Here is a 12758-nt window from a genome sequence, read left to right as displayed (position 1 = left end):
ACCATGAAAAATGCTAATCTATTTGTCAAAGGAGACTTATGTACATGAGTAAAATTAAAGTTGCTGTATTCGGCTGTGGAGCCATTGCCGAGCGCAGACATATTCCAGAGTACGCTGCCAATGAGAACGTAGAACTTGTCGCTTTTGCCGATCCGATTGTGGAGCGTGCGGAGAAGATGGCCGAGACTTACGGCGGTAAAGCGTATTCCAATTACGAGGAATTGCTTGCAAACGAAACGGTGGATGCCGTTAGTGTGTGTACACCGAACTATCTGCATGCCCCAATGGCGATTGCTGCTGCAAATGCAGGCAAGCATGTATTGGTTGAGAAACCAATGGCAGTATCCACTGAAGAAGGCGAGCAAATGATCGAAGCTGCCAAGAAAAATGGCGTGTATCTGATGGTTGGACACAACCAGCGCTTGATGCCTCCTCACGTAAAAGCAAAAGAAATTCTCGACTCCGGCAGACTTGGAAAAGTTCTGAATTTCCGTACATCATTTGGTCACCCAGGTCCGGAAGGATGGAGTGTGGACGGAGCTGAAAGTTGGTTCTTCCGTAAAGAAGAAGCTATTATGGGCGCTATGGGTGACCTGGGCGTGCACAAATCAGACTTTATCCGTTACTTGCTGAATGATGAAGTATCTGAAGTGGCTGGTTTTATCAGCACACTGCACAAGGAAGGTACTCAGGTTGACGATAACGCAACTTGTTTGCTGCGCATGAAGAGCGGAGCGATCGGAACGCTGGTAGCGAGCTGGACACAATACAGAGCTGGAGACAACAGTACTGTTCTGTGGTGCGAGAATGGTGTCATGAAGATCGGAACAGTTGAAGGCGATGAAGTTATCGTTGAACTGACCAATGGCACAGTTGAGACGTACAAAGTTGGTGCCATGGCTACCAACGAGAAACAAGTGCCGAGTGGTGTAATTGACGCATTTGTAGAGTCAATTGTAACTCAAACCCCTCCAGCGATTTCCGGAGAAGAGGGGTTGCGTTCCCTGCAAGTGATCTTGGCAGCATTCGAATCCGAGAAAACAGGTCAGATCGTTAAACTGTAATCCATACGAATGACAGTGCAATTTCTAACATTCTATATGGCTTAATCTATGATATAAGGGACTTATCTTCAGAGAAGTGTTCTGGGGTAAGTCCTTCTTTATTTGTTCCCGGGCAAGTGGGGGGGAACGTGAACAGGGATACGGTAATTGTGCAATAGGGTTTACAATAGTGGATCGCTTTTGCATAACAGAAAAGGCTGATATTATGCGCTACCGCGTAATATCAGCCCCTTAGAGTCATTAAAATTAATGATATAATGATTAACTTTCTTTAGATGCCAGCCGGTACATCACTGCCCAGATCCAGCCATGTTATTTCAGCAGGAGTCAGCGTGATGCGGGAACCTTCGTCACAGGACAGCAGCTCCGCCTGATTCTGGGCACCGATCAGGGCACAGGTTGGGAACGTTTGATTCAATACATAAGCGAGTGCAATCTGAATAGGTGATGTTTTCTTCGAATTAGCCAATTGTTCAGCCCGGCGCAACCGTTCCCAGTTGCCATCACTGTAGAATACACGCACCAGGTCTTCGTTATCCCGAACTTCAGGTGTGAATCGTCCAGTGAAGAAACCACGCGCTTGAGAGGACCAGGATAGCAAGGGCAGCTTGGTTTGGTCATGCCATGCCAGCGTCTCTGCATCTGCTGACACACAACCTTCCCAGAAAGGTTCGTTTGCTTTGGCGAGACTGAGATTTGGACTGCTGAATGTGAAGCCCTTCAAGCCGTTTGCCGCAGCGTACGCATTGGCTTCCTCGAGTCGCTGCCAAGTCCAGTTGGAGGCGCCAATTGCGCCGATTTTACCGGATTCAATATGTTCGTTTAATGCTTCAAGAATGACACTGACAGGGGTATTGGGATCATCCCGGTGCAGGGCATACATCTCTACGTGATCTGTCTGAAGACGCTCCAGACTTTCCATCAAGTCACTGCGGATGGCATCAGCGTTCACACGTGGTCCATTCTGGTCATGATGCGCGCCTTTGGTGAGAATGACGATCTGGTCGCGGTTACCACGTTCTTTCATGTAACGACCAAGGACTTCTTCACTCTGTCCACCACAATAGATATGTGCTGTATCTACGGTGTTACCGCCAATCGACAGAAAAGCATCCATGTTCGTAGCTGCTTTATCGTAGGCATTATGCACGAAATAATCGGTTCCTTTAATCAATCTGGAGACACGTTTACCTGCACCAGCAATTTCGATATATTCCATAAGTCAGTTCATCCTCTCAATTATAGTGTAATTCGTGTACGTTCTTCCGCTGAACGAAGGCAAGCTTCCAGTACTTTCATATTAGCTACTGCATCGGAAGGGGCGAAGCGCAGATCCTTGCCCTGAAGTACAGCACGTGCCATATCATCTCCCTGCAATGAGTAGTGGTTCACTTGCGGGACTTCAATCTCTCTGCGTTCACCACCAGCCGTTACATAGAAGTTGGAACTGCGGTCCTGTCCGCTGATAAATGCGGAAGGGACTTCTATAATCCCGTCGGATCCCAATACCTCCAGCGTGTTGCGGAAGGCTGCCCACATGCTGCTGTCAAACGTCACGCCAACGTGATTATCGAATTCCAGCAGTCCGGAAGCCATCATATCGACTTGATCATGCTGTGGAGAGAACATGCCAATAACAGTAACTGCGCTTGGTTCTTGACCAAGCAGCAGACGTGCTACGCTGATGGAATAACATCCGATATCATACAGTGCACCGCCACCCCACTCTTTCCGAAAGCGGACATTGCCGGATGCATTGGAGTTATTAAATGAAAATGTGCTGTGAATACCACGGATCTCACCGATCTCACCACTGGCAATGATATCGCTGATCTGCTCATATCTTGGATGATGGCGGTACATGAATGCTTCCGCGAGATGCACACCTGCATCTGCACAAGCTTGAACCATCTCCTGAGCTTCCTGCTCTGTCAGAGCCAGTGGTTTTTCACACAAAATATGTTTGCCTGCTTCAGCAGCACGGATCGTCCATTCCCGATGCAGATGATTCGGCAGTGGGATATATACGGCATCAATGGAATCATCAGCGAGCAAAGCTTCATAACTGCCATAAGCCTTGTTGATCCCAAGTTGTTCGGCCGTCTGTTTGGCTTTATCTTCGTCTCGACTGGCAATCGCGGTTACTTCATTCAACTCGGATTGCTGCAGGCCTGGAATGACGGATTCCACAGCAATGCTAGCGCTACCAAGAATGCCCCAACGCAATTTTTGAACTGAATTCATGTGTTGTATCCTCCTGTGTATAAATGTATATTGTGATTATAAAGAATAGACCAATGAATTAAAATGATAATATATTGAAGTTAGTTAACACAATATTGTTGATCAAGGAGAACCGGCTATGATGAGACAAACCGTATTGCTTACCCTGCAGGATATTCCATATTTTTGTTATCCCGAGTCCGTTGGACATTATATGGACCACGTCCAGCATTCCGTGTTGCGGGAGGCAGGAGCACTGAACAACTTTAATATTCACTATGTCGCTGCGGGCAAAGGGTACGTGGAAGTGGACGGGGTGATGCATGAGCTTCGCGCAGGTCAGGCGGTTCTCTATTTCCCGCAGCAGCGGCAGCATTATTATAGTAGTGAAGATGACCCGTGGGATGTGAGATGGGTTCATTTTTACGGTGAACGTCTGCATGATTATATGATCGAGCGGGGGTTGCATCGCAATCTGCTGTGGACACTTCGGCAACGCAGCTCTTGGGAAGAGGCGCATCTGGCCTTGCTCACTGAAGCGGAACAGAACACGATGCTGCGTCCTGCTCAGCTATCCACACTGACCTATGCCGTACTCGCCGAGTTCGTGCAGCATGCAGTACCTTTAAAGAGCACTCGTACCACAAGTAAGGCGGAGAGTCGGGTTCTTGCACTTCTTCCACAGATGCAGCAAGAGGCCTGTCAACCTTTCCTGTTACAGGACTGGGCGGATCTCGCAGGTGTGAGTTCGTATTACTTTTGCAAAATGTTCAAGAGTGCTGTGGAGATGACGCCTATGGAGTTTATCACTCGTTCACGACTACAGATGGCAAAGCAGTGGTTACTCGAACGGCCTACGGCCAACATTGGACAAATCGCGGAGGAAGCGGGGTATCCCAATGCCAGTTATTTTAACCGCCAGTTCATGGCCCACGAGGGGATGACACCTACGGATTACCGCGGATTGTATCACAATTAACCCGTATATTTTCGAAGTTGCCAGCGCTTAAAGAGTAATAGTTTGACAGAGAGCTTAATCAAGTCTATTATGGATAAATTAAATCCGTGTATAATGAGGTGCCCTCATGAAATATTCAAAAGCGACAAATTATGCTTTGCATACGATGCTTCATCTTGTAAGCACTGCCCCCGAACAGCTGGTTAGTGTACACCAACTTGCAGAATTGCAGAAGGTATCACCAACCTATCTGTCCAAGATATTGACCAAATTGGTTAAGGCGGGCATGATCGAATCAACTTCTGGTGCTAATGGTGGCTACCGGCTTAGTCGTAAAAATCCCGATCCTTCCTTCTTGGAGATCATTCATGCGATCGAAGGTCAGGCCTCTCTGTTCGAATGTTCCCAGAATCATAACGCAGGCTGTTTGATCCAACAGGTGATGGTGCAGGCGGAAGAAGAGATGGAAAGTTTCTTGAACAATAAAAAAATGTCAGAACTGGCTTCAAAGATGAAGGGTGCACACTCCCTGTAACTTGCACTACAAGTGATCTTTCCCCAACCTCGCGAGAGGTAAGGAAAGATTTTTTTGTATCGTTGTACCTAATAGAAGCCGAATGGTACAATAAGGAAGGTATAGTATGCATACATACATGATCCAAATTTCACATCATATTTTACATCTCTGGAGGGACAACACATGAGCCAATCAATGATCACAGGACTGGAACAATTGCTCGCGCTGGAAAACATTCGGAACACCAAGGCGCGTTATTGCCGCTATATTGATACGAAGCAGTGGGATACCTTGGGTGATGTGTTTGCTCCGGATGCAGTGGCCGATTTCAGCACAGAGGGTAATCCAATTCCGGTATTAACAGGCCGTGATACGATCGTACAAGTATTCCGTGATCTGGTGGATGTTGCCGTAACCGTACATCATGTTCATAGCGCCGAAGTTGAATTTGTATCTGAGAACGAAGCAAAGGTCATCTCCCCAATGGAAGATTGGGTCACGTTCCCGGAGGGCAATGAAAACAAATCCTTCCACGGATTTGGGCACTACCACGAAACGTTTGTCAAAATCGACGGCCAGTGGTACATCAAACATACAAGTCTGAAACGTCTTCGTCTGGACCTGTTTGAATAGTATAATCCGTGTAGCAGAATAGATAAGTTGATCAACCATTAAAATAATAGCCCCGAGTAGCGCAATGAATGCGTCCTTGGGGCTGTTTGGTGTTAGTGGAGCAGAACAGCTGACACCTACACAGAAAAATGGGATAACAAAAAAGCCAGGTTCAGAACGCGAGGGTCCCTTCCTGACTTCTTTTGCTTAAATATGATGTTAGATCCGGCTACTTGTTTCCGTGACTTTCCGAGACTGCATTCTTAGATACACCTGAGAGAAAATAACGGATGCCAGTGCGACCACGGTCATACCCCAGAAAATATTGGTGTACGCCGAGGAGAGTGGCAAGTTCTGCATCGCCGTTAATGCTACGCCAGTAACAGCAACGCTGAAAGCTCCGCTGAAGAACTGACTGAGTTGGAACAGTCCCATACCTGCGCCCACCTGATCCATGGTCAGATTACCAGACAATTCATTGGACACGCTAGTGGTCAGGGATGAGAAGCCAACGCTGAGCAGCACATAGACCGCCATAATGGCGTAGATGTTATTGTCTGCAAATAAGGCAAACAACCCGGCAGCAGCCAGTAGCAACCATGGTGCAAACTTCAGTAGCAACGTATTGCCGTGTCGGTCAATCATGCGGCCGATCCGATTGGACAGCAGCATGGACACGACTGCACCCGGGAAGATGACGAGTCCAGATTGAGCAGGGGTCAGTCCATACAGATGCGCCAAAATTTGCGGCAGCAGGAACAGCGTTGAGAAGTTATTGATGTACGATACAATCCCCAGCGAGCTGAGCATCATATATTTTTTATCTTTGAACAAAGCAGGTTGAACAAATGGATCTGCCGCGCGCCGAATTCGGAGCCAGAACAGAAGCAGTGCCGCAGCACCGATAACAAGTGTGTACCACTGACGGGAAGTCAGAAATAACAGCACACCCGTAGTACCAATGGCAAGAAGCACGGCACCCAGCAGGTCAAATGAACCTTTTTGCGGTGTTTCCCGAGGAAGCAGTTTGAAGAATACAGGAATCAAGAATAACGTTAAGCCCGTAACGATAAACAGATCATGCCATCCCAGAAACTGAGTAATACTTCCGCCGATGACGGGACCAAGTCCAAGCCCCAGTGAACTCGCGGACATGATGACAGCCATCGATTTACCCCGGCGATCATGTGGAATGTACCGGGTAATCAGCACAATGGCAAGCCCCGGAACCGATGCAGCACCCGCAGCCTGGATCAGACGTGCAATGAGCAAAATGATGAAGTGATTACTGAAAAACCCGAGAACGGATGCCGCACCAAGTAACGTAAGCCCGGTCGTGAATAATGTACGAATAGGTATGAAATCCGATAGACGTGAGAACGTAATCGAGGAAATGGCAAATACAATGGAATACCCTGTAACAATCCATGAGGAAGCGACGGATGTAAGCATAAATTCGGCTGCAATTTTGGGAAGAGCCAGATTAAACATCATTGTATTCATAACAACGAGTACAACGGTGAAACCAAGCAAGCTTACAATTAATCCTTCCTGTATTCCGGTCCGTTCCCCTGATGATGCGGTTGCAGTGTTGTTCATAAAAACCTCCTAAAGTGATATGTATTTCGCAACATTTCAGAAACGGTGTGTAACATTTGCAAAATGTAGTATGATGTCAATCCCGTGCCTAACAGCAGGGGTTACATAACGAAATCATTAAAGTTCGATTGGTGTCGAACATTAGAAATATATCATGGATCTGTGTTAAAATACAATGGATAGTCTGATAAAAGGAGACTACAGTATGAAAATTTTACATCATCCACAGGTGTCAGATATTGAACTTTCCTCCGTATTGTATGCGTTAAGCGACCCAACCCGTCTTGGGATTGTTGCGGAAGCAGCCAGAAGCGGGGAGCAACCGTGCAGTCATTTTCATGCACCTGTTGTGAAGTCAACGATGTCGCACCACATTCGCACTCTGCGGGAAGCCGGAGTTATTCGGGTCAGAGTGCAGGGCACACAGCATTTTCTCACCCTGCGATCCGAAGATTTGGAAACGCGCTTTCCAGGTCTCTTGCAACCGTTATTGCAGGCCGCAGCTCAGTCAAGCACAGATCCTTCCTAAATTTTGTCCTTTCTTCAGGTCGAAGAGGGGACATTTTTATTTTCTGATACTAAAAAACCTCTAATACTGATGCGACATTCTGTGTCGTACCAGGCCCTATATAATAACGGTGAACACACAAACCATATCGAAAAGAGGTTCACAACCATTGGCAAAAACTAAAAGAGGACGCGTCTTGTGGAGTCTTCCTTCCAGGGGCCGGGGAACATGCCCGGTGTGCAGCAGTACCCGAATTAAATTGTTGTATACGCAAACAAAAACAGACGGTACAAGTCTGAAAGTATGCAAGAAATGCTTCAAAGCCGTGCAATCCAGAGTGGATAATGCACACGTATAACATAACTGGCCTGTTCTGCGGAATGGGCCATGTCTTTTGATATAATCGAATATATTAGGAATGGAATGAGATGGGGGCGGGAAGATGAGTAACATGCATCGGATTCACTGGTTTGACGAACAGATTCGAGGTGGACGTTTTCCGAATAGCAGCTGGCTTGCCCGTGAGTTTGAAATCTCCCGTCGTCAAGCTCAGCGTGATATTGAATATATGGCAAGTTCCCTGCGAGCCCCTTTGGTGTATATGGCAAAATATCGGGGCTATTGTTATGAGGATCAGACTTTTCGATTGCCCCATTTGTATATGACCGAAGAAGAGCAACGTGTGCTGAAATATCTGGCGCATCGATATCGACATTACGATTATGATCAATCGGATGCGGTGAAACGTGTAGCGCATTTGCTGGAGCGTTTTACGTTGGAGGAACAACAGATGGGAAGTAGCGAGCTTCCGGTATTTTCAGCGCAACCGAAGCAACTGCAATTCTTTGAATTATTGTCCCATGCCATAACTGACTTGCGCAGAGTACATATTCATTACAGGGATCATGATGGAGAACGGCAGTTTTCCTTGTGTCCATTAAAGATGATATCCCAGTTTAACGCCGATTACGTGGTGGGGTATGAAGCAGACCCTGTACAGCAAGTGGCCATTCGCTTGGAGGGCATTGTTCATGTATCGATCTTGGATGAGAGATTTGAGTACAGGTCAGATGCTCTTTTAGGTGGAGGGGAAGAACCACTGCCTGTGCGTAAACCGTTTGTAGCTGAGATTCGCTTGAAGGAATTGCAGCACATGGACCTATGGCAAGGATATCGTATCCAGGCTAGGAAAGATCAGATTTATTCAATTGAATTTTATGACACGGACGCTTTCTTGCAGCATTTGTTTATTAGCGAATGGGAGGAACTAGTGTCTCCTGGGTGGCTTAGACGCAAGCTTCAGCAAAGCGCAGAAGGATTAATTGACAGGCTCGCGATACAACGTAAGCAAAACGTGGAATAAACCAGTGTAGAGAGGAGAAGATCCGTCCTTGGCTGAGAATATTTTAGATCACCTCATCATGAAGCGGGAGTCCAAATCATACGTGGATAGTCTGCATGCGATACTCACCCATACGGGCCAGTTTCAAGGTTCCAAGGTTGTACTTGCTGGATATACGGGCATGGCTTTCAAGCTGTCGGTACATCGCAGACTACTTCCCATGTCGGTTACAGCGTATGGACAATGGGGGGAAGCACATCGTCCTGGAGTCGATAACCTGGGGATATTCACGATCTGGGATGGGGGACGTACACGTCATTCCACGTTTGGTTATTACCAGCAGGATGCAGTGAATTGGGTGAGACGGAGTATTGATGAAGGCACTGGTGTGATTTACTGGATTCCTGAGTTCGGTGTTATTCATGGATATGATGACAGTGACCGCATCTTTTATGTGCAAGATGGATGGAGCAAGGAACCGCAGATTTTGTTGTATGACAATTTCGGCTTAAATTTTACCGGATTTTGGTATTGTCAGGTGTTTGGTAATCAGGTCCGCATCCCTGAAGAACAGATGCTGCTGGAATCCCTGCGACTGGCGATTGAGGATTGGGATATTCCCTATCGTCTGTTACCCGATCGGAATATTGCTTCAGGTAGAAAGGCATATGATGTGTGGGTGGAGGCCCTGCGGAGTGGGGATTTTGATGAATCAGGTGCGGCTTATATTTTGGAATCCTACTGCCATGCTCGAACTGAAATAAGGATGTATTTGCAGGATGTTCGAGGGGTATGGAACGAACTGGACCAGGCTTATGCATATTATGAACAGCTTGGGACGTTAATTGACCAAATGAAAGGATATATAGTTCAGCAGGAAAATAGACGTGTCTTGCGATCAGATACGACAGAAGATCTAGCACAGGTATTAGTGAAGGCAAAAGCATTGGAAGAGCAGGCTATTGATTATTTTCGAGTGATATCCAGGAAGTATCCTGACCGTAAAAGGTCCACTATACCACGGTGGGGAGCACATTCCGCGCGATAGGATGAGAGAGGAAGGGAGTGAAGGGTGATGGCGACAAAAGTAGTATTGCAGGACTGGATTCAATCCCCGCAAGCTGTGAATTTTGCTGATGAATATAGATCATTGAGCGGTGTGAGCGCGTATACAGATGCGTTGTATCGCATTTTATTACATAAACAGTGGATGGATTTCCCACACCACATGATTTCAGGTATGACTGCAAGTGCATTCAGACTAGTGGTGGATCGGTGTCTGACGGCAGAGTCAATCTCCGCATACAACTGGATGGCAGAGAACTTTGTCGCAGCAGACTTCATTGGTGTGACGGCGAGCCAGGCAGCTGGCTTTTCGTTCGAACCGACCTTTCCCCTGTATCAGAAACAGGCTCTGCTGGACATTAAAGCTTCAATTGACCGGGGCGTAGGTGCGATTCTCTGGCACGATCAATTTGTCATTGTTACTGGATATGATGATGTGAAACGGGTGTTATTCATCTGTGAAAGTAAAGGCAATGAAGTCATTCGTCTGCCTTATGATTCGTTTGGAAGGAACAGTACACCCTACTGGTACTATCAGGTGCTGGAAGCTTGTGCACCCATAGATCGATGGGAAGTCTGCAAGGAATCGTTAATCCAGGCCGTGTACAAATGGGAAACTCATGACTATATGCTGCCGCCCCAAGATTATGCCTGTGGGGCGGCTGCGTATGCCGCTATTGCTGCTGCTTTGCAGTCAGGAACATATGACGCTGAACAAGCGGCAACTGTACTTCGCTATTATGCCAAATCAAGATTGGATATTGCCTCTTATGTTGCAGGACTTAAGCATCTGTCCATTCAAATGGACCAGGTCATAAACGAGTATGAGCTACTCGCAAGCCTGTATACAATGATCTTTGAGAAAATCGACAACTCCATCTCTTGGAATACGAAGGAACCAGATTGTGTGCAAAGCGTGATTGAGCTTATCCGGAAGGCAGGGGCTACGGAACAACGTGCCATTGATGCCATTAAACGTGCCTTTCCAGAGACGATAGGCAATCGTTTTAAGGATGTTGGATTAAGATAAATATAATAAGTAGTTCTCTGATGTGATACCGCAGGCCGAAGTTCCATTTGATGCTAGAAGCGCAGTTTAAATATTTCTCACTTAACGTGGCGGGGTAACTATACTGACTACATTCTCAAATTCCGTCTGCCAGTCGCTCTTGATGATGTTGCCGATGTAACCATCGGGTCGAATAAGTATCAGCGTGTCGCTGTTAATGCCGTAGATGTCAGTCAGTTTTTGGGTGGTGTCGTTGATAACATTCTGTTCGGCTTCATTACCAGTACTGACGATGTATCTGTGCAATTCGGCACCACTATCCGGCCAGATCAGGTCAGGGAGGATATGAGCGGCAATGGCTCCAAAAGCAAGTAATGTGAATTGTGGTCCACGAAGGATCTCAAACAGTCGTCTTACACCGCCTGGGCCGATGCATGGAGCATCAGGTGCTCGATCTCCGACCTGAAGTGACTTGGTCGCTGATGCATGCTCAGAGCTAAGTGGACCACCATGATACGATAGTGAGAGCTGTCGTTCTTCATCACCGCGTTTGAGACTGGCGAGACGTTTATTATCGAGCTTGGCGTACAACTCGCTGGATTTCCCAAGAACGCGTGCGGCAACAGGTTGACGTTCAGCTTCATAGGTGTCAAGCAGGCGATCGGGTGCGCCAGCAATGACCTGACCTATCTTCCAGCCGAGGTTGTAAGCGTCCTGTACACCGGTATTGAGCCCTTGCGCACCGGCTGGGGTATGGACGTGGGCTGCGTCGCCTGCAAGGAAGACACGGCCCGACCGATAATGCTCAGCAAGTCGCACGTTGGGACGGAATACGGAACTCCAGGTAATGTCGTAGAGTCGTAAACCAGTGAGCTTGTAGAACTGAGCGGCAAGTACAGCCTCGTCCAGATCTGGGTTCTCGTCTGCTCCCAACCTGATCATGACCTGGAACTGGTCGGAGTGTGGCAATGGGCATGCTCCTACAAATTTACCTTTTGTGCGGGGCCACATATGCCAACGATTGCGAGACAAGCCATCGATTATGCCATCAATGATGAGCATACGATCTGATTCGTTGGTCTCTCCAACAAATCGAATACCTGTACCTTTACGAACGGTGCTGGAACCCCCGTCTGCCCCCACCAGATATCTGCTGCGAATCTTTTCCCCTGAAGAGAGCGTCACCGTCACCCCAGCGGCATCCTGTTCAAAAGTATCTACCGCGTTGTTAAATTCAATATTCAGCCCCTGACGTTCGAGTAGGCGGTGCAGGATGGCATCCGTGCGGTGTTGAGCCAGCAGAAGAATATTCGGATAGGGCAGATCTGGTGTAGGTTTATTTCGCTGCTGCATGCGCCACGGCACAGTGATCGGACCTAGATGGATACCTGCGAGCGGGTAAGAACTTCCCTCTGTGTGAGCATCACTCAGCACGCCTAGATCTTCAAAAACCTCCTGGGTTCGCGGCTGTACCCCCTTGGCACGAGAACCCTTAAAGGCATGGGGAGCCTTATCGACCAGCCGGACACGAAGACCGCGGCGCAACAGATCTGCTGCTAATGTAGATCCGGTCGGGCCAGCACCTGCAACCAATACGTCGATATCGTAATCTTCCCTCGATGGACTCACATCCGGTTGTTGCTTCTCTTGCGATGGCTTGAATCGTATAGCTGTCATTTGTAATGTTCCTCTCTAAATTGGATCTGAAATAAAGTTCTGTTTCTAATAACTAACGGACTATGAAAATTACAACTTATTGTTTCTTAGAAACAATAAGTTTCCGTGCAACAATATTAGTATAAATTCTATTCTTTTGTCAATATTGTTTCCTGGAAACTTTAATTGTGAACCTGTCCTTGAT

The 12758-nt window shown here is 47.3% G+C and carries 13 protein-coding genes; 9 read left to right on the top strand and 4 right to left on the bottom strand.

Features of this window, described 5'->3' with window-relative positions; all coding sequences use genetic code 11:
- Positions 1-44: 44 nt before the first annotated feature.
- Entirely contained in the window at positions 45-1064 is a 1020-nt protein-coding gene (locus V6669_RS26350; RefSeq protein ID WP_091038428.1) for a Gfo/Idh/MocA family oxidoreductase, read from the top strand.
- A 271-nt stretch (positions 1065-1335) separates the two neighbouring features.
- Here V6669_RS26350 and V6669_RS26345 read toward each other — a convergent pair whose 3' ends face one another.
- Both V6669_RS26345 and V6669_RS26340 read right to left on the bottom strand, forming a co-directional pair.
- Positions 1336-2283 carry an aldo/keto reductase gene (locus tag V6669_RS26345; RefSeq protein ID WP_091038430.1) on the bottom strand — a complete coding sequence of 316 codons (948 nt, stop codon included), beginning with the start codon at positions 2281-2283 and terminating at the stop codon, positions 1336-1338.
- A gap of 20 nt (positions 2284-2303) precedes the next feature.
- Positions 2304-3308, bottom strand: a complete 1005-nt coding sequence (locus tag V6669_RS26340) for a Gfo/Idh/MocA family oxidoreductase (protein WP_338588609.1) — start codon at positions 3306-3308, stop codon at positions 2304-2306.
- 118 nt (positions 3309-3426) lie between these two features.
- Here V6669_RS26340 and V6669_RS26335 point away from each other — a divergent pair, with 118 nt between their 5' ends.
- From V6669_RS26335 to V6669_RS26325, 3 genes are all read left to right on the top strand, one after another.
- Entirely contained in the window at positions 3427-4266 is an 840-nt protein-coding gene (locus V6669_RS26335) for a helix-turn-helix transcriptional regulator (protein WP_338588608.1), read from the top strand.
- Between the two features lie 106 nt (positions 4267-4372).
- The gene (locus V6669_RS26330) at positions 4373-4780 is read left to right on the top strand and encodes an Rrf2 family transcriptional regulator (protein WP_338588607.1); all 408 of its coding nucleotides are present in this window, start codon (positions 4373-4375) and stop codon (positions 4778-4780) included.
- Positions 4781-4945: 165 nt separating this feature from the next.
- Positions 4946-5395 carry a nuclear transport factor 2 family protein gene (locus V6669_RS26325; protein WP_338588606.1) on the top strand — a complete coding sequence of 150 codons (450 nt, stop codon included), beginning with the start codon at positions 4946-4948 and terminating at the stop codon, positions 5393-5395.
- Positions 5396-5593: 198 nt separating this feature from the next.
- Here the strand turns inward: V6669_RS26325 and V6669_RS26320 are convergent, their stop codons facing one another.
- Positions 5594-6973 carry an MFS transporter gene (locus V6669_RS26320; protein WP_338588605.1) on the bottom strand — a complete coding sequence of 460 codons (1380 nt, stop codon included), beginning with the start codon at positions 6971-6973 and terminating at the stop codon, positions 5594-5596.
- Positions 6974-7178: 205 nt separating this feature from the next.
- On the opposite strand from V6669_RS26320, the gene V6669_RS26315 reads away from it, so the two are divergent.
- The 5 genes from V6669_RS26315 (at position 7179) to V6669_RS26295 (ending at position 10918) form a co-directional block, all read left to right on the top strand.
- Positions 7179-7502, top strand: coding sequence for a helix-turn-helix transcriptional regulator (locus V6669_RS26315; RefSeq protein ID WP_338588604.1), 324 nt, complete (start codon positions 7179-7181; stop codon positions 7500-7502).
- A gap of 148 nt (positions 7503-7650) precedes the next feature.
- Positions 7651-7839 carry a hypothetical protein gene (locus V6669_RS26310; RefSeq protein ID WP_338588603.1) on the top strand — a complete coding sequence of 63 codons (189 nt, stop codon included), beginning with the start codon at positions 7651-7653 and terminating at the stop codon, positions 7837-7839.
- Positions 7840-7923: 84 nt separating this feature from the next.
- A complete protein-coding gene (locus tag V6669_RS26305) occupies positions 7924-8844 on the top strand; it encodes a WYL domain-containing protein (RefSeq protein WP_338588602.1) in 921 nt (306 codons plus the stop codon).
- A gap of 28 nt (positions 8845-8872) precedes the next feature.
- On the top strand, positions 8873-9871 hold the full coding sequence (locus V6669_RS26300; RefSeq protein ID WP_338588601.1) for a hypothetical protein: 999 nt from the start codon (positions 8873-8875) through the stop codon (positions 9869-9871).
- Positions 9872-9898: 27 nt separating this feature from the next.
- The gene (locus V6669_RS26295; protein WP_338588600.1) at positions 9899-10918 is read left to right on the top strand and encodes a hypothetical protein; all 1020 of its coding nucleotides are present in this window, start codon (positions 9899-9901) and stop codon (positions 10916-10918) included.
- 81 nt (positions 10919-10999) lie between these two features.
- On the opposite strand, the gene V6669_RS26290 is transcribed toward V6669_RS26295, so the two are convergent.
- Positions 11000-12574, bottom strand: a complete 1575-nt coding sequence (locus V6669_RS26290) for an FAD-dependent monooxygenase (protein WP_338588599.1) — start codon at positions 12572-12574, stop codon at positions 11000-11002.
- Positions 12575-12758 lie beyond the last annotated feature (184 nt).

This window comes from Paenibacillus sp. Y5S-9 (assembly GCF_036894235.1).
Lineage (GTDB): Bacteria > Bacillota > Bacilli > Paenibacillales > Paenibacillaceae > Paenibacillus.
The sequence above is the reverse complement of the archived record's forward strand: the minus strand, read 5'-3'. Positions and strand labels throughout refer to the sequence as shown.